We start from the raw sequence: 22,635 nt of genomic DNA on the forward strand, positions 1-22,635 counted from the left end.
TTGATTGATACTAAACTCAACATAGACTATAACACCCTTTATTATAATATTTATGATCTTTAGTCTTATTAGTTTTAGCGCTTAATATTTCTTGTAATATCTTTTTATATTTACTATCATTAGTAATTCTTATGTGACTTTCTAATAGATATACATTATTAGTTTTAGGTCTTTTTTTATTTATACTATTATCTATAACAGTCTTTGACATCTCAAAGCTATGAAGATGAGTGTGACCATTTTCAAATTCTTTTTTAGTATTATATACTATGTACCCCTTTTTTACCTTTAAGATAATATACTCTTTCTTTTGATATACCTTACTAGCACCTTCTGATTTAAAAAATGTGCTTATGCCAGTAACTTCATCTGAGTTTACTTCACTATAATTAGGACTAATAGCTTTGTTCATAATACCACTCCAATTATTTTATATTTGAAGAACTATCTCTAAGATAATTGTATAATATTTGAGCTTGTACTATGTTAGATATTGGTTAAATATTTTTAATTTAATATATAGTTTATTATTCCTTTAGCTATAGACTCAGCCATTATAGTTTGGTATTCATTATTTGCTAAGTTATTCCCTTCAATATTATTAGTTAAAAAGCCCATCTCAACTAATACTGCTGGGCAGTTTGTACTTTTTATTACTGCATAATCATCTTGTTTTACTCCTCTGTCCCTTACCTCTAAAGTGTTTACTATGCTACTTTGGATCTCATTTGCAAGTTCATAAGAATTTCCATTATCTTCTTTCCAGTAAAAAGTTTCTACTCCATTTATTGATGATGTACCATTGTAGTCTGCGTTACAGTGTAATGATACAAATAAGTCCGAATTATTATTGTTTGATATTTCAACTCTATCACTCAAAGATAGATATTCATTATTACTTCTAGTTTCTACTATCTCTACACTACTATCTTTTTTTAAGATTTCTATTACTTTTTTACCAATTTGAAGATTTATATCTTTTTCTATTAGTTTACCATTTGTACTTTGAGTACCTTGATCATTTCCACCATGCCCAATATCTATTACTATTACCTTTTTATTTTCACTGTCCTCGTCATTAATATTACTAAATACTAAGTTAATCTGCTCTTTTAAATTAAAAGATGTATTATACATAATAATAGCAAATAAAATTATCGCAGATCCTATAAATATTTTTCTCTTCCTCTTGTTTTTACTCTTATTTCTTGACTTTGCCATGAGATTAACGTGTCCCCTATTCTTCAAGTTAAATTTTGTTAAAATACAAAAAGTTACTATTATATTTAATAATAGCTTATAAACCTTAATTTTAGCTTAAATTTGTACTGGGATAATGAAAAATATGATTTAAAAATAATATTTATAAAACGCAGAAAACTCACACCTTTTTAGATGTGAGTTTTTTATAATTAACTATGCAGACTGCTTTTCACAGCACTTTTTTGTCATTACTTTTTTGAATACTATATTCCCTAATATACCACCTACTACTAAGAATATAAGGAATATCCATCCTGATAATGAGAAGTTGGCAATTGGTGTATAAAGAGCACCAACGTTACATCCATTCGATAATCTTGTACCGAATCCCATTGCAAAACCACCAACAATGTATAATAATGCTTCTTTAAAACTTATAGATAAACCTTCTTTGAAAGTTTTTGTAAAACTTCCAGCTAAAAGTAATGCTATAAGTGTTCCTAATATTATACCAATGTTTTGAACATTTATTGCATTTTGGAAGAATGGTGCTGTAAACATTTCAACTGGCTTACCAGCAAATGTAGCTACACTCTCTGGAGACATTCCAAATGTTACAAGTAATCTTCCAAACCAGAATCCATAAGGAGTTGATGCCCCCCATCCAGCTTTAGTTATTCCCATTAAAAGTACGAATATACCACCTATTACAACAGCTCCCATTCCAAGAGTCCAAGGTCTAACAAATAATATATCGTAAGTTTTTTTACTGAATAACTTGAATGACTCATCATCATTATAATTTCTTGTTTGAAGTATTTCTGTATCTACTCCTGTATATGTGTTTTCAGATCTTCTCTTATCTTCATATTTTTTAGCTATCCAAATTGTTATACCTGCAAATATTATAGTTACTATAGTTGCCCCTAAGTATCCTTCTAATCCATCCCACTTAAATAAGTCTGGTAAGAATACTCCATTAGCAAATGTTTCAGTTGATATTAATGAATCAGATATCCAAGTTGCTGAACTTTGAAGTGGGAATCCAACATACACACCTATTCCAAAGAATATTAATGTTATTACTGCACGCGGAAATCCTGTTACTATATCAGTAAGAACCCCTGATGCACAACAACAAGAAAACGCCATACCAAAACCAAATATTATTCCACCTAATATAAGTCCTAAGTTGATTGGGTTAACCCATAAGTCATATTGAGTTACATCTTGTCCTATAAAGAAGCATACACTAACCATCGCTGTTCCAACAAATAATATCATTAATGTTCTCATTAATTTTGTAGAACCTGCTCTGTAACTTCTATTTACACTACCTGCAAAACCAAAGAATGATCTAGTAAGAGCATACCCTAACCCTAAACCTGCAATTAATCTAAAGAATAACATTGAGCTTGCAAGATTAGTCTTACCTATTACTAGAATCGTAGCAAGAAGTACGAAACCTAGAATGTATTCCATATTTTTTTTCAAAACAATTCCCTCCAATATATAATATTTTTTAATAAATTTTTAGTTAAAGTTATAAGCCGTAACTATTGGCTTTCTATTTTCACTCTTATCTTTAAAGTACTCATAGAAACAAATTCCTAAGAAGCTTCCAGATATGTTATATATGTTATTAAATCCTAGGTGATCTAATGCAACAGATGCATTGTAGCTTCTTTGTGCACTACGACAGTGAAGATATACTGGCTTATCATTAGGTATTTCATCTACTCTATTTCTTAATTCACTTAAAGGTATATTTACTGCCCCTATTATATGCCCATCTTCATATTCGCTTTTTTCTCTTACGTCTATGATGTATGCATTTGATTCAACTAATTTACGCACTTCACTAACATGCACTTGCTTAAATGAATCTTTCATTATATTAAGTCCTACTAAAGCAGCATGATTTACTGCATCTTTTGCTGTTCCAAATGGTGGAGCATAACATAATTCTAAGTCTCTTAAGTTATCTAAGTTTCCACCCATTTTTATTAATGTTGCTACTATATCTACACGCTTATCTACATTTCCTTTACCTATAGATTGAGCTCCTAATATTTTCCCCGTTGGAACTTCAAATACTACTTTAAAGTGAATGTGATTATTATTCGGCATTAATCCAACCTTATCTTGTGGTATTACATATGCACTATCATATTTAATACCAAGTTTTTCACATTGAGCTTCTGTTAATCCTGTACATGCTGCATTGTAATCAAATACCTTTATACAAGATGAGCCTATATATCCAGTGTTAGAAACTGGTAATCCATATATGTGATCAGCTACTGCTCTTGCTTGCTTTTGAGCAGGTCCTGCTAATGGAAGATGTTGAATTTTATTAGATATAGCATTTGATACTTCTATTACATCCCCTACTGCATATATATCTTTATCTATTGTTCTGTAGTTTTGGTCTACTTTAAGTGCTCCTGTTTCACCTATTTCAAGTCCGCATTCTTTTGCAAGTTTTACTTCTGGTTTTACACCTATTGCCATAACTACTGCATCTGATTCTATTTTTCTACCAGATTCTAAGATTACATCACTATCTTCAAATCTAGTCACTTTATCTCCTAATATTAAATCGATTCCTTGGTCATATAATTCTTTATGAATTATTTGAACCATGTCTTCATCAAAAGTTCTCATAACTTGACTAGCAGCCTCTATTAATGTTACATTGTAGCCTGCTTCTTTTAGGTTTTCAGCTACTTCCATTCCTATAAATCCTGCTCCTATAACAGATATATTCTTAGCCCCTTTTGATGTTATAAAATTATTTAGTTTTGATATATCTACTACATTTTTTACAACAAATGTTTTAGCATTTTCTATTCCTTCAATCGGAGGAACAATAGCGTTTGCCCCTGGTGCTAATATAAGCTTGTCATATGATTCTTCGTATGTATTCCCTGTAACTACATTCTTTACATATATTTTTTTGTTTAATCTATCTATTGATAATACCTCATTAAATATACGTGTGTTTATATTATATTGATTAAAAAACTTATCTGGTGTCATAAGAACAAGATCTTCATGATTTTCAATTTGACCACTTAAATGGTATGGTAAGCAGCAGTTAGAGAATGACACATGTGGTCCTCTTTCAAATACTATTATGTTAGCTGACTCATCTAATCTTCTTATTCTTGCTGCAGCTGATGCTCCACCAGCAACTCCACCAACAATTAATATTTTTTTACTCATCTTAAATCCTCCAATATTTTAAATTTATATTATATCGTCTATCTTTCATTAATTATTTAACAAACAACCTTTGTCTATATTTTAACACCTTATATCATCTTCGTAAAATAAGTATGTTTTATAGCGCAATAAGCTTGTCTTATACTTAACAATACTCAAAAAAGTTGTTAATATCCTAATAGTTAGTTAAACTATATTTATAATAAAAATATCTTAATTATTAAATTGGAGGATAAAATGGACATTACATATCTGAAATCCTTATATGTAACTGCAAAATGTAATAGTATTTCAGTTGCCGCTAAAAAGTTACACCTTAGCCAACCTGGACTAAGTTTTCAATTACAGTCACTTGAAAGTAGTATCGGTAAAACACTTTTACAACGTAGTAACAAAGGAGTTGCACTTACTCCTGAAGGCGAGGTTGTTTTTAATTACGCTAAATCTATACTAGCCTTAGAAGAAAATATGAGAAAAGAACTAGAAGAATTAGAGAATTTTAAAAACCAACTTACAATTGGAGCCTGCTCAAGTTTAGCTGACTATGCTCTACCTTGTAGTACTTATACTTTCAAGCAAATACATGATGATATAGATATAAATATTTTAAGTATGACATCTTGTGAGGTTTTAAAAAAACTTAGAGACAGAGAAATAAATATTGGGATTATACAATCCTTAGATTCAATTACTGATATGACAGAAGTTCCTATAATCACGAGTAATGTAATATTAGTTTGTGATTATAATCTAAAAACTTCTAGTATAAATCTAGATGAACTAATGGAACTACCTATAATTACAAGAGAGTCAACTGCTACTATTAACAAGTTCATAGCTAATGACTTAAAAACTCATGGTCGTGAGTTTAATGATTTAAATATACAGTTTTCTTTAAACTCTGATGAGGCATTAAAGAGAACTCTAATGCATAGTGAAATATATGCTTTTCTCCCTGAGTTAGTAATTAAACATGAATTACACGATAAATACCTAAAAAAAGTATTTATTAAAGATTTATCTTTACAGTGTAAATTTACTCTAGTTTACAGAAGTGATTATGAGTTAAAAGGTTATGAAAAATCTTTCATAGAATTTATAACATCTAGTCACAGATGTTTTTGTTACTAATGTACTCTCTAATTTAAATAATATTATTATTTATCAAAGTGTTAATAATATAAAATGGCTATTTTCCCTAAATATAAAGGTGCAGGTTTTTACAAACCTGCACTAATTTATGCGTATGCTTTTACATCTTTATGCTTAAACCAAAATACCATTCCTAAAACAGACCATACTGATAAGGCGATTAATGATTCTATTGATAATTTAGCCGGTGAAAATGGCAATAATAAAAGTGATATGAACAAAATACTGCTTCCCATACCTAAAAAAGCTATAGCCTTTTTTCCTAATGAAGTTTGTTTCATAAAAGTTACCATACATACGTATAAATATGCAATAGCGGCACCTAGAGATGACATATCTACTATCCATATTATTACTTCTCTACCAAACAGTATTGCTATAAAGCTTATAATACTAACAAATATTATACTTACTTTCAACTCACCATTTTTATTTTTTTCACTAAACTTGTATGGTATTACATCTCTTGAACCCATAGCTCCAATAAGCTTTGTACTACAAATCATAAATCCATTTATACCACTTGATACTGCTGCCCCTAATGCAATAACAAGTACTAAAAAACCACCCTTACCTACAAAACTCATTACGGCACTACCTAATGCCCAATCTAAGCTACTAGCTTGTTCTGGTGTAAATGCCATAGCTGTAGCCATATTTAATAAATTATATATCATCATCCCTACAAATAAAGATACTATTGCAAGTTTAGATGCTTTTTTATTATCGAAGCCAAAATTTGTTGCAAGCTGTGGTACTGCATCAAATCCAACATATAAAAACGGAGTTATTGCGAATACCTGTAAAATTTGTTTTAAATCAAATTGATATTTTGATATATAGCTATCAACTAATGTATCTGTACCTGCAGCTACTGTCATTCCAAAAAATACAATACCTACACAGGCAACAAGTAAAAGTATAATATAGGTCTGAACTTTTCCAGTTTCCTTGATTCCTTTTAGATTTAAAGTCATAAAGAATAATATTACAATAGACGAAATAAGAATTTCACCTAAGTATATACTATCTCCAGCTATAGTGTACAAGTATCCAAAATCTAACGCTCCTTCAAAAAGCTTATTTATTACAAGAGGAAATGCACTAGCATTTAAAGGAATCATAGTCAAATAAGCTAAAGATAAAAACCACCCTACTACAAATCCATGATTTTTTCCAAGTTCATCATATATGTAAGAAAATTCTCCACCTTCTTCTGTTGTTTCTTGCATCATCATATGATAGCTACGTTCTATTATTATAATACATATAGATCCTAAAAATAGACCTATAGATGTGTTTATTACTCCTGCTGTCTCTAAAAATTTAGTCCCTGGAAGCATGAATGCCCCCCATCCAATGATAGCACCAAGAATAATGGCGAATACTTCAATTATAGATAATTTTTTATTCATACTACCTCCCTCATTTTTGTTATTTTTTTAATTATATCTAATGTTACTATATTAACAACATATAATGCGATAACACATTCTTATGTAGTATAACTCTTTCTTATATTCAAAAATGTTTTCTGATTTTTTATCACATTTTTCTAATATATATTTTATATACACAATTTTTATTGTATTTAACAATCAATTATCTATATAATAATAAGTATAAATTTAAAATTCTAATTAAGGAGTTATTTATGTATTTATCAAAGTTTAGTGATTATGGATTTAGGATATTAATATATTTAGGCAACCACCCTGATGAACTTTTCACAGTTGATGAATTATCATCTACACTTGGATTGTCTACACATCATATAAAGAAAATTATTTATAGACTAGCTAAAAATGGCTACATCGCATCTTCTAAAGGTAGAAATGGTGGTATTAAATTAGGTATGAATCCTAAAGATATTAACTTAGGAAAACTACTTGAAGTGACGGAAGATAACCTAAATATTGTAGAGTGCTTTTCTTTAGAGAATAATACATGCAATATTGTTAAAAGTTGTAGGTTAAAGCCCATAATAAGTGAAGCTTTAGACGCATTTATTCTTAAATTTAGCGAATATACATTAGAAGACATACTTTAGTTTTTTATCCTATAGTTTGAGTTATAAATTATAAATTTCTTATGCATAAGAAGTTCCTCCTACAAAAATAGAGAGGAACTTTTTATTTTGTCTTAAATTATAAAATCTTCATCTTCCAATTCTTCATAAATTCCTTTTTGGTATCCATTACCTTTTGTTGAGAAGAAATCATGTGTTTTGGTTTCTGTGCTTAACCCATTTAGAACTATTGGGTTAATTTCATCTATTTTGTATTCAGCTTCAAATCCTAAGTTTTCTAAAGCTCTATTTGCATTGTATTTTAAGAAGTCTATTACTTCTTCTTCAAGACCACTACCTTTATAGATGTTATTAGTATACTCTATTTCATTTTCCATTAAGCTATTAAAAATAACATAAGTCTTTTCTTTTAATATTACTTTTTCATTTTCACCAAAAGAGTTATAGATTTCTTGTGCTAAAAGTCCTATATATTTTCCATGTAAAGATTCATCTCTAAGTATAAGAGATATAATTTCTCCACTGGCAACCATCTTTCCTTGACCTGCTAAGTATAATGGGTAGAAAAATCCTGAATAGAATAAGAAACTTTCTAAAAATACACTTGTAGCCATTGATAGATATAAACTTTTTTGTTCCGTAGTATTTTCATATTGAGCTAATATTAAATCTGCTTTTCTTTGTAATGTTGGTTCTGTTTCAATCCAATCAAATAATTCTTCTATTTCAGTGTTAGTAAGTAAAGTCATAAATATTGAAGAATAACTTTTTGCATGTATTTCTTCCATTGTACCCATAAATGATAATACTGCTTTTCTTTGAAGGTTTTCTGTTAAACTCATCATAGATGGAATACCATTATTACCTTGCTTTGTATCTAAAAGAGTTAAACCTGCTAATACTTTTTTGTACAATTCTTTTTCTTCATCATTTAATTCATTCCAAATTTTAATATCCTTAGAAACGGATATTTCTTCTGGAAGCCAAAACTGTTTTACATTTTGTTCCCAAAAAGCTTGTGTAAAATTATCATCTTCTTTATTCCAGTTAACAGCTTGATGTATTTTTCTTAAATCAAATGTCATATTTGTCTTCCCCCTATACCGAGCACACTAAACACTCATTGTCTTCTCTAGTCATTTTTGTTCTTGTATAATATAAACTTTTTAATCCTTTTTTATATGCATATATATAAAGCTTGGCTATATCTCTAGTAGTTTTATCATCTGTTACAAATAATGTTGTAGATATACCTTGGTCCACATGCTGTTGAACTGTTGATGCTATATCTATAACCTTTCTCATATCCATTCTAAATGCTGATTGGTAATATAACATATTTTCATTAGTTAAAAATGGCATTGGATAAATTGTTGTTGAATCTCCATAAGTTCTTACTTCTACTGGCTCTGTAATAGGCATTATACTAGATGTAGCATTTTGCACATAACTTATACTTTGAGTTGGTGCTATTGCCGTTAAATAAGCATTATATATTCCATTTTCTTTAACTTTATCTAATAACCCAGCCCAATCATCTTTTGTTGGTATATAAATTCCCTCAAATAACCTTTTAACTTTATCACTACTTGGTAAATATGAGTTTTCATAGTACTTAGAAAGTACACTACTATTTTTACCTTTAGCATATTCTGATTTTTCAAATCCATCAAAAGCTTTATTTTTTTCTATAGCTATATTCATAGATGCTTTAATTGCATAATATCTAACCATTGCAAAAAATACATTTGAAAAATCTATTGCTTCTTGTGATGTATATAAAATATCTTCTCTTACTAAGTATCCATGTAAATTCATTGCACCTAGTCCTATAGAGTGAGATTTATCATTTCCATTTCTAACAGTAGGAACTTCTTTTATTTCTGTATTATCACTTACAAAAGTAAGAGCTCTTATAGCTGTATCTATTGTATTTTCTATATCTTTGTTATCCATTACGTTTGCAATATTTAAGGACCCAAGGTTACAGCTTATATCTTGTCCCCAAGTGTTATTTCCACAATATCCTTCTATATGTGATGGTGTTTGATATTGAAGGATTTCGCAACATAAATTAGACATCTTAATCTTTCCAACATCCTGTAATACATGTTCTCTATTTGCTGTATCAATAAATAAAACGTATGGATATCCACTTTCTTGTTGCATTTGAGCAATCTTAGTAAGCATTTGTCTAGGATTCATTTCTTTCTTTTTAATTTCTTCATCTTGTGCTAATGTTTCATACCACTCGTCCATGTTAATTTCATCTAGATGTACATTATACTTTTTATATACAGAATGAGGATAAAATGCATAAGCCACTTTGTTTTTCTCTGCTAGTTCCATAAACTTATCAGGTATAATCGCTCCTAAAGATAGTGACGCTAATCTTATCTTTTCATCTGCATTTATCTTCTTAGTATCTAATAGTCTTTCAAAATCAGGATGGAACACTGATAAATAAACCGCTCCGGATCCCTGTCTTGCTCCCATTTGGTTAAAGTAACTAAATGATTGCTCTAACATCTTAGCTACACCTATAACTCCACCTGCTACACCATCTATATCTTTTATGGCTTCTCCTGTGGCTCTAAGTCTAGATAAGTTTATCGCTACTCCTCCACCTATTTTTGATAAGTGATTCGATGAAGATACTGCATAAGATATACCTTCAGTACTATCTTCAACAGAAATTAAAAAACAAGACACCATTTCTCCAGCTCTCTTTCTCCCTGCATTTAAAAATGTAGGTGTTGCTGGTTGGAATTCTTGTTTTACTAGTTTGTCTGCTAATTTAGAGGCTAACTCTTCTTTACCATCTCCTAATGCTAAAGATACTATCAGCACTTTGTCATTATAAGTCTCTAAAATTTCTTTGCCATCATTACTTTTAAGCGCATAGTTTTGATAAAACTTATTAGCACTCATATATGATTGGAATTCAAAATTACAATCACAGATATCTTGATATAACTTTTTTATAAAATCAATACTATATCTATTTATTACATCCTCTGAATAGTAATCATTATTCATTAGATATTTTAACTTTTCTTCAATATTATTAAATTTTCTAAGCCTTGGTGTTATATATTCTTTTATATAACTTTCTAGTGCTTCTTTATCTTTTTCAAGCTGATATTTGCCTTGTTCATTCTTTATAATGACTTGGTTATTAAGTTCTATCCAGTTCATTTTCTCGCCCCTTTAAAATATGATGTTTATAATGTTGTAGTTGTTATAATGTAAATAAATATACAATATGTAGGTTATATAATAACCTTTTATACTACATATTGTATATACACTTTTTCTTATCACTTTAAACTCTTCCTTGTAAAATATATTTGTAAATAAAAAAATGGCTCACCTAATAATCAGGCAACCCATCTTTTTTCAATGCTTTGTTGTGTATATATATATTTATTAAATATAATTTTAGGCTTTATATAAGTCCATCTTCAGTTACTATTCCCTTGATATCATCTAAAGATGCAAATTTATAAAACTCATCATAGTTAAACTTTTCTTTTTCCATAACTAAATAACTTTCATTTGAACATTCTATTATTGTCTTCTTAGTTGCTCCATCTTCTAAATCAATAGTACTTATAAATCCAGTATCTTTATTTATTCCACAAACACCTATAAAAGCTTTATCAAAAGTAAAATTCATTATATATCTATCTGCTGCAGCTCCAATTATAGCACCTACTTTATTATTAAACTCTCCACCTACACATATAACCTTTATATCTGGGTTATTTCTAAGTTCAAAAATTATTTCTACCATATTTGTTACTACTATTACCTTTTTATTAGACTTACATAATTCTTTTGCTATTTCAAGGTTGTTAGTTGAAGTATCTAAAAATATTATTTCTCCACTATTTATTATATCTACTGTATTTTTAGCTATTTTTCTCTTCTTATCAATATTTATATTTTTTCTTTCGTCAATAGGCTTAACATCTAGATGAGGTCTTTGTATGATTGCTCCACCATAAACTCTTTTTAATTTATCTCTATTTTCAAGTTCACGCAAATCTTTTCTTATACAGTCTTCTGTTACTTTAAATTCTTTTGCTAAGTCTTTTACTTTAACTCTTCCTTCTTGTTGAACCTTTTCTAATATTTTTTCATATCGTTCTTCTAAAAACATTTTTTTCACCTCAACTTCTACAATAATTTTATTATATCATAGTTTACAATTTAAAAACTATTCTTTATTATTGTTTATTTATTATTATTGTTTTATATCATTTTATATTGATTATATTATTGTATTCTTATATAATATAGTTATAAGTGAATATAAAATAGCGTGATAAGGTTATGCTTAGCGTGATATTTTATATATGCGAGAACTTAAATAGTTCTCGCTTTTTATATATAAGTTTATGTAATTTTTTAATTAAAAAACGCCCATAAATCAAATATTTATATTTTACTTGATTTATAGGCTTATTTTTTATTGTTTTATATTATATTTATTATTACTTTTTCGCATTCTTCTTCTATTTCTTCTATGCTATTGTGTATATAAATTCCATTTCCACAAGCATATATATTTTTTCTAGATGTCATAAAATTACTATTAACTAATGGTCCAGTTGTACTTGGATTTAAGTCTATTCCACTTCTCATTGCAACTAAACCATCACTAAGCATCGGTCTAGCAAATATAACTGTATCACAACTTACCTCTATATTTTCATTTCCTTTAGATAAAATCACATGATTTACTCTGCCTTCACCTTCTATGGATGTTATATCATAACCATCATATATTTTATCTGTAAGTCCAAAGTTTCCTTTATTATTGCTCTGGTTGACAATACCTACAATATTCACATTATGTTCTTTTAAATCTTTTTCTAACATATATAAAGTCTCATTACCATAAATAAGTATATTTTTTCCTGGAACCATATTATTCATATTGAAAATCTTCTTAGCCATACCTAATGTATATATTCCAGAGCATCTATCTCCAACCATATATATAGCTTTTCTACTTCCTTCTTTAGCTCCATTACATAAGATTATATTTTTACCTTTTATCTTTTCTATTCCATCTTTCTCACTTGTGCAAAGAACTTCATTATTTTCTTCTATTTTCAAAACCATAGTTCCCAATTTAGTATTAATATTATTAAATTTATCTAGTTTTTTTAATAATTCTTCTTTATATTCTTTGCCTGTCATAACTTTATTTTTACTTATATTATAATCTCCTGAATTTAAGGCTCCACCTATTATAGGATCTTTTTCTATTAATAAAATTTTTTCTATTCCTCTCTTACTAGCTTCTATTGCACATAAGATTCCTGATGCTCCAGCACCAACAATAATTAAATCATATTCTATCATAATTACTCCTCCTTAAATCCTATTGCTTGTGAATGCTTTTGACTTTTATTTATTTCACTCATGTCCATTCCAAGTTCTTTACTTAGTATGTTTGCTATAGTTAGCATACACCCTATACCTTGACATCCACCCATCATAGCACGAGTTCTTCTTTTTACACCATCTATAGTCCTAGCTCCTAAAGGTCTATTCATAGATTCTATAATTTCACCTTCTGTTACTAGCTCACACTTACATACCATTTTTCCATAAGAAGGATTTTTAGATATTAATGCGTTTTTTTCTTCTAGACTCAATTCATTAAACCTTATTATACCTTTTCTTGTAGATTTAAAGTTTTCTTTAGGAATTAAATTCATTTTTTCCTTTAGTAAATCTGCTACATAACAACCTATAGCCGGTGCTGCAGTTAATCCTGGAGAATCTATTCCGATTACATTTATAAAGTTTTTGCTATCTTCAGCTTCTTCAATAATAAAATCATCGCCCTCAATCTTTGGTCTTAGTCCACTAAAAGTATTTAATACTCTATTAAAAGGTAGCTCTTCAATAGTTTTTTTGCTTTTTTCCATTATTTCATCTATACCTTCTCTAGAAGTGCTTATACTTTCATTAGCTTTAGCATTTGGTCCTAATAATAAATTCCCATCTACTGTTGGCGTTACTAAAACTCCTTTACTTAGCTTTGAAGGCACTTGGAATATGGTTTTGTTACACATAGCACCAGCTATTTTATCAAATAAGCAGTATTCTCCTTTTACTGGATTTATAGTGTATTTTTTATTACTAACTAAGTTATTTATAAACCCTCCACTTAACCCGGCTACATTGATTATCATTTTAGCTTTAACTATTTCACCGTCTTTTAGATATATATTATAAACTTCAGATTCTCTTTTAACATCTATAACCTCAGTTCCTAATCTAAAATCCACTCCATTTTCTGCTGCATTTTCTCCTAATGCAATAGTCATTTCATAAGGGCTTACGATTCCAGAATTTTTTACATGTAATGCTTTTACTACATTATTATTTATACTTGGTTCTAATTTTAAGATTTCGTCTTTTTCTATTATTTCAAGACCTGATACTCCAAGTTTATCTCCATTTTCCTTTAGGAAATTTATTCTTTCCAATTCTTCTTTATTAAAAGCTAGTACTAAAGCTCCATTTTTTTTGAACTTAAAATCTAGGTCTTTAGATAATTGTTCAATCATCTCATTTCCCTTAATATTTAATTTTGCTTTTAATGTGTTTTCTTTTTCATTGTAGCCTCCGTGTATTATCCCACTGTTTGCTTTAGAAATACCTTCTGCTACATCTTCGTTCTTATCTAAAACTGTTATATCTAATTTATATTTTGATAGCTCTCTCGCTATAGAACACCCTACAACACCGGCTCCTATTATAACTATATCCTTCATAAACAACACTCCTTTTTGTATTTTACTTTAAATACAATTTTTCATAAGGTTTCTTTAAATTTACTATTATCTTTCCTTGTTTATTTAATGTAACTATTATATATCTTCAATAATTATAAGTAAAATTGATGTTAAATATGATAATCATCAATTTTTCTAATATCATCTTTATTTATTATATAAAAAAAGCGTACTGAAAATGATAATTCAATACGCTTTATATTATTCAAATATTTATGCAACCTTAGTAGATTTATTTTTAATACTTTTTAAATCATTTATAAATAATTTTGGCATTCTGCTAATTAAAAATACTGCTATTATACAAGATAGTGGCTTATCAACTATATTACTTAGTATTCTAGGAATAAAAGCTGCCGTAAATAATTTTTGTCCTGTTTGCATTAAGAAACCAACTAATATATCTGCTCCACTACCACTTAAACCACCAAAAACTAATACGGATATTGGTGTTCCAACTAAAGGACAAATAACTGCTAATGCTAGTCCAACAAATATAGCTTTTTTATAATCAAACTTACCTTTATTTGCAATAACTCCTACAAAAATACCTAAAGTTATATTTACAAGAGCAAAAGGAATATTTGTAGGTCCTGCTATAATTCCAAGTACAAGATTTGTACATCCTCCTATAGCTGCTCCATAAAGTGGACCTAATGTTATTGCCCCGATTATAGTACCTATTGTATCTAAAAATAATAGTGGAATTTGAATCATATCCACCGTCATCCCTACAACAACGTTTAAAACAATGCATAATGCGCTAAAAGTTAATAATCTAGTTTTCATATGTATCCTCCAATATATAATTAAATAAACCCCTTACAATTATATATAAATTGTCTATAGATGTATAATTGATAAATACTATGTTTCATCCTGCCTAAATAGATATTTTCTATATTGTATTTTATAAATGCTATAAATAACTTAATATAGTATATATTAAGTTATTTAGGGAGGAAGTTTATGCTAAGGAGTAAGAAAATAATTATAGTCTGTCATTGTATATTAAACTGTAATTCTAAAGTAGAAGGTTTATCTGAATATAATGGTGCTTTAGAATTTAATAAAAAATTAATAGATGAAGGCTTCGGGATAATACAATTGCCATGCCCTGAGATGATTTTATATGGAATAAAAAGATGGGGACATGTTAAAGAACAGTTCGATAATATGATGTATAGAAATAAATGCAGAGAAATACTAAAAGACTATGTAATCCAAATAGATATGTATTTAAAAAGTGGATACGATATTAAAGGCATTATAGCAATAGAAGGTAGTCCTAGCTGTGGATATGCAAAAACTTGCTCATCACAAAATTGGTTTGGAGAATTAAGTGGCTGTAAAAATCTTTCTGAAAAATTAGATGATATTAAAATGATAAATGACAGAGGTGTATTTATGGATGAATTTATTAAATTATTAGAAGAAAATAATCTAGATATTAATATATTAGGTCTAGATGAATCAGATTTAGAAAATTCTTTAGAGAAAATATCTAATGATATTTTTTAATAAAATATTATATATTTAATAAGTATAAGTATAACAAAAAATTTACTTACTTGAGCGACTTCGTCCATCGCTAAAAGAGCGTATTAGATATTTACTAATACGCTTTATATATTACTGCTTCACAAATCTATCTCTTTTAAATACGTAATGCCTGCTATATTGTTTGCATCGTAATTTACTCCATCTTCACCAAATCCGTATGTAAAATTAACTGCAAAATTACCCTTACTTGAACTAAAATGTAGCACACTTGAACCTATATCATTTATTTCTAAGTAATCATTTTTACTTTCTAACTTTATATCATCTGGAAGTACCTTTTTTACTAATTCTATTGCGTAATCATAAGATACATATATTGGATTTATCTCTGATGCAAAGGAAAATGATTGTAATATTTCCTTAAACTTTTTATCATTTATACTTTCTATGTTTTGCATGCTATTCATTAGAGCAATTCCTCCATCATACTCATAATAGTATGATTTTAAATTATCATCATGTGTGTACTTTAAGCTAGTTTTGTCTACAGATTCATACAATGCGTATATTTCTTCATTTGTCTTTATTATTTCTCCATATAAATCATACGGAGATTGATTTTCGTTAAATGTTATTTCTTCTTTTACTTCTTTCTCTGGCACTTGTTTTTTTTCTTCTTTTACTGTACATCCACCTATTAATGTTACGCCTAATAGTAATAATGCTAACTTGATTTTCATATTTAATCCTCCAAAGTTTTCTTTCTACTTGTTAGACTTTGATTGTATGAAAAAGGTTTTAAAAAATTGCTTCTTTAAGAAAGATATATTACAAATTCTATTACTTTTTTATCGATTATCTGAATTAAATATGTAAAAAGCCCCTATGTAATAAAAACTAATAGAGGCCTTTTTAATATTTTAATATTTATTATCTTTTGATTAATTGATAATATAATCCATCCTTTGTACAGTAATAGAATAGTTTACCAGTACCTTGTTTTCTAAACCTAAACTGTAAATTCCATTCTGGATATTGTTTTACTATAAGAGCTCTATCTCCCTTAACATAAGCTACAAATGAAATATAATGATCTTTTTCCATCTCATGCTTAGCTGTTACATATAGCTCATCCTCTACAGGTTCTATATCTAAAACATGATCCTCATCTGCTTTTTTAGCTTCTAATGGATCTATCTTCTTACCACAACAAGATATTGTTGCCTCCCCTGTTGCTGTCATTAGATTATTACATTGTGGGCACACGTAAAATTTTAATTTATTCATATTTCCTCCTACTGAATCGTTTGTATTTATCTCACCTGATAATATTGAGTCTACACTTACCTCTAGTATATTTGCTAGCTCTCTCAGTAAAGATATATCAGGGCATCCTTGACCTCGTTCCCATTTGCTTATTGTTTTGTCACTTATATTCATTGCATCAGCAACTTGTTTTTGTGTCATATTTTTTTCTTTTCTCAATTGATATATTAACTTACCAATCTTATCAGCATCCATTGGTATCACCTCTTATATATTAATTTATACTAAACAGGAACTTCATTCAATAAACGAATCGTAGAGTTTTATTATTTACGTTTTATAATATTTTTATATTTCTTATATAACCAACTTTGTTTTTCTTCTTTATAGCCACTAGTATCTAAAATCCTCATATGATAAGAGTACACAGCATACTCACCTAACTTATCTACTAATTTATTATTTACAAATCCACCTACAACCGCCCCAATACCAGGTACTAATTGTAAAAGTTTTGCTAAATCAATATAGTCTCTGTATTCTTGTTGGAACTTTCTCCACTCAAATTCATTAATATCATCAGATAATGTATGCTCATATTGATTCCAGTTTTCCATATTCATAAATATATCATTAACATGATCTTGGCTTGAAAAAGCAAGCTGGAATATATCTAATATATATAGTCTTTCTTTATAGTTCTTCGTATCAAATCCATAAATACTCGCTAATTCATATAGAAGTTTTATTTTTATACTAAGTAGTAAAGGAAAGTCAGCAAGTCCTACTAATATTCCACCTGCTCCAGTACCTATCCCTTCTATAACTGCTGTTTTTTTGTATAATTTTATTTTTTCATATGCTAGCTTATCTCTCTCTTCTAAAGAAATTCCTATTATAGGGGTTTTTGTAGTGTATTTTGAACCAGATAAAACTACCTTGGTCATATTTTTTATAGCTGATGTTAATATATTGTGATAGCCCTCTGGTAGCATAGAATTTATTTTATTTTGAGTCCCCTTTGATGCCTTATTTATTATAGAAGGCTTTTTTCTCATTTTAGTTTTCCATTTTTCTAACTCTTTTACTTTTTCAAAAGTATAATCTTCCATCTCATCACCTATCTTAAATATTCTTTCTCTTCAATAATATTAACATTATTAAAATAAAACTACAATTTTACTATTAATATACAAATAACAATTTTCTCACAATACTAAAAAGAGCTAACTATTATAAGTTAGCTCTTTTTATATTATAAATTTTAGTCTACATTTGTTCTATAAGACCAAAACCATCATGTCTTTTATATATTATACTTATACTATCTGTATCAATATCTCTAAATACAAAGAAGTTGTGATCTAATAGATTCATTTGAATTACTGCCTCATCTTGAGTCATAGGCTTGTCTAAGTTTAATTTTTTTCTTCTCTTTATTACATCATCATCTTCATTAAAATCATTTATGTATTCATCTACATTTTCGAATTTTATGCTTTCATTTTTTCTATTCTTTTTCATCGCCTGAGTTTTGTACTTTCTTATTTGACCATATAATTTATCGTATATTAAATCTATAGCAGAATATAAATCTGATTTTACTTCCTCAGCTCTAATTATATATCCATCTTTGAAGAATAGAGTAACTTCTACTTTTTGGCGTTTCTTTTTAACATCTAACTTAACGTTAATATTTATATCATTTTTTATATATTTTTCTAACTTGTTAAGCGTATTTTCTACTTTATTTCTGATTGTATCTGTTATCTCTACGTTTTTTGAAACTATTGATATATTCATAATAACACCCTCCCAATAAGAAACACTTTTTTATCTATATTAGCAACTATAAATACTATAGATTGTAATATACTTGTTTTAATTTTTCCTTAGGTTTTCTAACGCTTTTAATATTTGTGTTTTATAATATAACACCTTGGGTTAGATTTTCTAACTAGTTGCAATTACTAGCTTTTAGTGTATTATTCAGTTGTATTAAATATCTTGTTCCTTTTATGATTACATTGTACAACATATATTGTTAAATTGTCAGTCTTTTATTTTCCAAATTTTTCTGATAATATAGTAGTTAAGGGGTATTTTTCAATTTATACTTAATTTAATTTATTTTAAATAGCAATTATTTTTTAAAAGGCACATTGATAAAATTATCAATGTGCCTTTTTTTAACCAAATCTATTGTACTTTTACTTATGAAAGTGTCTTAAAATCATACCCATTATCTTTAAAATATTTTATTATTTGTGGTAAAGCCTTAGCTGTTTCTTCTTTACCATAAGTATCATGCATTAAAAGAACTACGATTTCTTTTCCTTCAGAAGTTCTAATAGCATGTTCTACTAACTCTGGCGCACTTTTTCTTTTTCCTTCGGCATCAGCATTTAATGCATTCCAATCTATAGAAACCATATTATTTTCTTCTAAATATGCATCTAAAGGTTCCATTCCCTTCCATGACATATGACCACCTGGACACCTTATTACTCTTGTTGAGAAATACTTTCCTAAAACATTCTTTAATATTTCATCAGTCTTCGCAAAATCAGCCTTAAATGCTTCTAAATTTAAAGTTCTATTTGGATATAAAGTCTTATAATCATGGCTATATGAATGATTTGCTATAGCATGACCTTCTGAAAATTCTTGTTTAATTAGCTCTTTTGCTTTATCTCCGCCTCTTTCAATGTTTTGCCCTGTTAAGAAAAATGTAGCTTTCACATCTTCTTCTTTTAAAATTCTTAATACTTTTGGTGTTACTGTAACTGATGTCCCATCATCAAAGGTTAAAAATACAATTTTTTCACCGTTATTAGAATAATCATACTTACTAAGTTTTTCACCTATTTTCTTAGCATCATATGTATATTTTTTAGCTTCATGGCTCACTCCAACCATATATTTTTTCTTTTCTTCTTCAGCCTTTTTTCTTTCCTCTTCTGCTTTTTTTCTTTCTTCTTCTAATCTTTTTTCTTCCGCTTTAACTTGGATTTGTTCATCTACAAAAGCCCATGTTTTCCCCACTACACCAACTAATACTAAACATACCACTACTATTATCATTACTTTTTTGATATTAACTCTTTTTTTCTTTTTCTTGTTATTAAAATTTATGTTTGCCATACTCATATCTCTCCTATTGTCTTACTGTACTGTCTTACTAATTTATAAGTTTATAATTTTCCATAATAATAGGTTTAGATGCACCATTTTCTGATGTGTTAACATCTAATCTATTCATCAAGTAATCTTTTAACTCTGATATATTATTAAATTTAGATACTTGATATGGTAAAGCTGGAGCATATTTTTCTTTTTTCCCCACTCCTTAACTATTCTCTCTTCTAGTTTATCTACATCTTTAGTATTTTCTACTGGAATAGATGCATACAGAGCTTTAAATTTTGACACCTCTTCCTCAGCGAATTCGCTCACTGGATTCTTTTCAATTGCATCTAAATCAAACATTAAATTAAAATCATCATATATATTTTTTTCATCATACTTTATAAAGTTTTTGTACAGGGTAGACGCGGTTAGTCTACAGTTAAAATCCGTATACATCAACTTATTATAATCCCATGTTTCAGATAATTTAGCTTCATCATATGCTACTTGTTGTGTATTTATAGTAGTGAATCCATCTTTAGAGTTTGTTTGCTTATTTACATCATTACATAGGCTGTTAGAAGAAGTACTATCTGAGAATCCGGTTAACATCAGCAGTAATGCTCTTGCCATTTGCCCAAGTTTCGCAATCATATACCTTCCCCCTTATTTAGTCCTTGTATTAATATATAAATAAAACCTCAATAATCTGGTGTTTATAAATTTAAATATAAATCTTACATCAGTTTAAACCCTACATATATAAAGACACATTTTCTTACTAAAAAGTTTTAAATTTTTTAATTTTTTTTATGAAATTTTTCATAAAATAAAATTTAATCTAATCTGATATATTTAAAGTTTTTTCTATGTATTTATACACAAAAAAACGCATTGAATAACATCACAATGCGTTTTTAAACTATTAAAATTATTAATAATATTCATTATTATTTATGCTCTACAACACTCATTTTTTTTTATAAACATTTTTATAAGTATTATCAACCCTATAAGAGAGCTTATACCACCAACTAAGAATGGTAATTTTTCACCTATTGTGAATATAAAGCCTGCACCTAGAGAACCTATTATCATGCCTAAGGCTTTCGCAGAATTTTGCATCCCCATTATTTCACCATAATTATTATCCGACATTTTTACAATAATACTTTGATACATAGGTATAGCTAAAGAACTTCCTATTATAAATAATAATAAGAATATAGCACTTGTAACAAGGTTACTAGCCATACTTGCTAAAACCATAGATATTCCTGTTATAAAGAACATTGTCATTATTGTTTTGTTTAAATCAAACTTTTTTGCTATGTATGGATTTATAAATACATTCATACATAAAGCTACAACTCCAGCTATAGACATTATAAGCCCATTTACACTTGTTGGTAACTTTAATACAGATTCTACATAATAGCTGATTGTGGAGTTATACATTGTCGTAGTAATAGTTAAAAGTGTTATTACCATCATCATACTTGATAAAGTTGACTTAAAAGATAAGAGATTATTTTGTAGTTTTAAGTGACCAAATGATATTTTAATCTTGCCTTCCTTACAAAATTTATTATCTCTTATAACTAGCTTAATAATAACCGCAATTAATAAGCACAGCACAAATTGAGCTATGAATGAATATTTATAATTATTTTGACCTATTATTCCACCAATGAAAGATCCAACTGAGCTTCCTAGTGCCATAGTTGCTGTATGGAAAGATATAAACTTTACTCTATTTTTATCATCAGTTAAATCGGTTAGATATGCTATAGACGATGTTATAAAACTTACAGCTAATCCTCCTGCTAAAAGTCTAAAAAATAGTATTGATGTCGTATTTTGGCTTATTCCAAATCCTAACTGGCTAATACCATAACCTAGTACCCCAATAATAAGGAATTTTTTTCTTCCTTTATAATCTGATAAACTTCCCCATATAGGTGACATTATGTAGTTTGCTATAGCCATGAATGAAAATAATACGCCAAACATAAACGATGGTAACGATAATTCATTTATCAATCTTGGTGTTACAGGATGTGCCAAGTTAAAAGTTGACATGGTTATAAAATTAATTATAAGAATTGTATATGTTTTGTTCATATGTCCCTCCTTTTTAAACCCAACTTACATTATACATTAAGATAATGCATTATCATATTAACATTAGTATTATTTAGATTAGATTGCCTTTCACTTATATATTCTTAAAAATTCAAAAAAAAAAAGACTGTTTCCGATACAGTCTTCAAAAGGGGTTAATACTTAATAAAAATTTATGAT

At 28.2% G+C, this 22,635-nt stretch carries 20 protein-coding genes and 1 pseudogene; 3 read left to right on the forward strand and 18 right to left on the reverse strand.

Annotation, left to right across the window (positions count from 1 at the left end; translation table 11 throughout):
- Positions 1-16 precede the first annotated feature (16 nt).
- The 4 genes from ACI48P_RS18600 to ACI48P_RS18615 form a co-directional block, all read right to left on the reverse strand.
- Positions 17-412 carry a hypothetical protein gene (locus ACI48P_RS18600; RefSeq protein ID WP_475218516.1) on the reverse strand — a complete coding sequence of 132 codons (396 nt, stop codon included), beginning with the start codon at positions 410-412 and terminating at the stop codon, positions 17-19.
- A 95-nt stretch (positions 413-507) separates the two neighbouring features.
- A complete protein-coding gene (locus tag ACI48P_RS18605) occupies positions 508-1,221 on the reverse strand; it encodes an N-acetylmuramoyl-L-alanine amidase family protein (RefSeq protein ID WP_475218518.1) in 714 nt (237 codons plus the stop codon).
- A gap of 195 nt (positions 1,222-1,416) precedes the next feature.
- The gene (locus ACI48P_RS18610; RefSeq protein WP_475218520.1) at positions 1,417-2,697 is read right to left on the reverse strand and encodes a YeeE/YedE family protein; all 1,281 of its coding nucleotides are present in this window, start codon (positions 2,695-2,697) and stop codon (positions 1,417-1,419) included.
- Positions 2,698-2,736: 39 nt separating this feature from the next.
- Positions 2,737-4,431, reverse strand: coding sequence for an FAD-dependent oxidoreductase (locus ACI48P_RS18615; protein WP_475218522.1), 1,695 nt, complete (start codon positions 4,429-4,431; stop codon positions 2,737-2,739).
- A gap of 237 nt (positions 4,432-4,668) precedes the next feature.
- On the opposite strand from ACI48P_RS18615, the gene ACI48P_RS18620 reads away from it, so the two are divergent.
- Entirely contained in the window at positions 4,669-5,562 is an 894-nt protein-coding gene (locus tag ACI48P_RS18620) for a LysR family transcriptional regulator (RefSeq protein ID WP_475218523.1), read from the forward strand.
- Positions 5,563-5,669: 107 nt separating this feature from the next.
- Here the strand turns inward: ACI48P_RS18620 and ACI48P_RS18625 are convergent, their stop codons facing one another.
- On the reverse strand, positions 5,670-6,998 hold the full coding sequence (locus ACI48P_RS18625; protein ID WP_475218525.1) for an APC family permease: 1,329 nt from the start codon (positions 6,996-6,998) through the stop codon (positions 5,670-5,672).
- Between the two features lie 239 nt (positions 6,999-7,237).
- On the opposite strand from ACI48P_RS18625, the gene ACI48P_RS18630 reads away from it, so the two are divergent.
- Positions 7,238-7,633, forward strand: a complete 396-nt coding sequence (locus tag ACI48P_RS18630; RefSeq protein ID WP_475218527.1) for an RrF2 family transcriptional regulator — start codon at positions 7,238-7,240, stop codon at positions 7,631-7,633.
- 92 nt (positions 7,634-7,725) lie between these two features.
- Here the strand turns inward: ACI48P_RS18630 and nrdF are convergent, their stop codons facing one another.
- From nrdF to ACI48P_RS18660, 6 genes are all read right to left on the reverse strand, one after another.
- On the reverse strand, positions 7,726-8,697 hold the full coding sequence (gene nrdF, locus ACI48P_RS18635) for a class 1b ribonucleoside-diphosphate reductase subunit beta (RefSeq protein WP_475218528.1): 972 nt from the start codon (positions 8,695-8,697) through the stop codon (positions 7,726-7,728).
- Between the two features lie 13 nt (positions 8,698-8,710).
- Entirely contained in the window at positions 8,711-10,810 is a 2,100-nt protein-coding gene (gene nrdE / locus ACI48P_RS18640; RefSeq protein WP_475218530.1) for a class 1b ribonucleoside-diphosphate reductase subunit alpha, read from the reverse strand.
- Positions 10,811-11,060: 250 nt separating this feature from the next.
- A complete protein-coding gene (locus ACI48P_RS18645) occupies positions 11,061-11,777 on the reverse strand; it encodes a DeoR/GlpR family DNA-binding transcription regulator (RefSeq protein ID WP_475218532.1) in 717 nt (238 codons plus the stop codon).
- A 317-nt stretch (positions 11,778-12,094) separates the two neighbouring features.
- Complete coding sequence (locus ACI48P_RS18650) at positions 12,095-12,988, reverse strand: FAD-dependent oxidoreductase (RefSeq protein WP_475218533.1); 894 nt, start codon at positions 12,986-12,988, stop codon at positions 12,095-12,097.
- A gap of 2 nt (positions 12,989-12,990) precedes the next feature.
- Positions 12,991-14,412: an FAD-dependent oxidoreductase gene (locus ACI48P_RS18655; RefSeq protein WP_475218535.1), complete on the reverse strand. Its 1,422-nt coding sequence runs from the start codon at positions 14,410-14,412 to the stop codon at positions 12,991-12,993.
- Between the two features lie 234 nt (positions 14,413-14,646).
- Positions 14,647-15,222, reverse strand: coding sequence for a CD3073 family putative ECF transporter S component (locus ACI48P_RS18660; RefSeq protein ID WP_475218537.1), 576 nt, complete (start codon positions 15,220-15,222; stop codon positions 14,647-14,649).
- Between the two features lie 180 nt (positions 15,223-15,402).
- Between ACI48P_RS18660 and ACI48P_RS18665 the strand changes: the two genes are divergently transcribed.
- On the forward strand, positions 15,403-15,954 hold the full coding sequence (locus tag ACI48P_RS18665) for a CD3072 family TudS-related putative desulfidase (RefSeq protein ID WP_475218539.1): 552 nt from the start codon (positions 15,403-15,405) through the stop codon (positions 15,952-15,954).
- Between the two features lie 119 nt (positions 15,955-16,073).
- Here the strand turns inward: ACI48P_RS18665 and ACI48P_RS18670 are convergent, their stop codons facing one another.
- The 7 genes and pseudogenes from ACI48P_RS18670 to ACI48P_RS18700 form a co-directional block, all read right to left on the reverse strand.
- Positions 16,074-16,676 (reverse strand): hypothetical protein, encoded by a 603-nt coding sequence (locus ACI48P_RS18670; RefSeq protein WP_475218541.1) that lies wholly within the window; start codon positions 16,674-16,676, stop codon positions 16,074-16,076.
- A 190-nt stretch (positions 16,677-16,866) separates the two neighbouring features.
- Positions 16,867-17,457, reverse strand: coding sequence for a helix-turn-helix domain-containing protein (locus tag ACI48P_RS18675; protein ID WP_475218542.1), 591 nt, complete (start codon positions 17,455-17,457; stop codon positions 16,867-16,869).
- A 71-nt stretch (positions 17,458-17,528) separates the two neighbouring features.
- Positions 17,529-18,314, reverse strand: coding sequence for an EcsC family protein (locus ACI48P_RS18680; protein WP_475218544.1), 786 nt, complete (start codon positions 18,312-18,314; stop codon positions 17,529-17,531).
- Between the two features lie 157 nt (positions 18,315-18,471).
- Positions 18,472-19,005: a ribosome hibernation-promoting factor, HPF/YfiA family gene (gene hpf / locus ACI48P_RS18685; protein WP_475218545.1), complete on the reverse strand. Its 534-nt coding sequence runs from the start codon at positions 19,003-19,005 to the stop codon at positions 18,472-18,474.
- A 411-nt stretch (positions 19,006-19,416) separates the two neighbouring features.
- A complete protein-coding gene (locus ACI48P_RS18690; protein WP_475218547.1) occupies positions 19,417-20,346 on the reverse strand; it encodes a polysaccharide deacetylase family protein in 930 nt (309 codons plus the stop codon).
- 37 nt (positions 20,347-20,383) lie between these two features.
- Positions 20,384-20,985: pseudogene (locus ACI48P_RS18695) on the reverse strand (DUF4300 family protein).
- Between the two features lie 300 nt (positions 20,986-21,285).
- Positions 21,286-22,455, reverse strand: a complete 1,170-nt coding sequence (locus tag ACI48P_RS18700) for an MFS transporter (protein ID WP_475218548.1) — start codon at positions 22,453-22,455, stop codon at positions 21,286-21,288.
- Between the last annotated feature and the right edge of the window lie 180 nt (positions 22,456-22,635).

The organism is Romboutsia sp. LXY-2 (assembly GCF_056171995.1).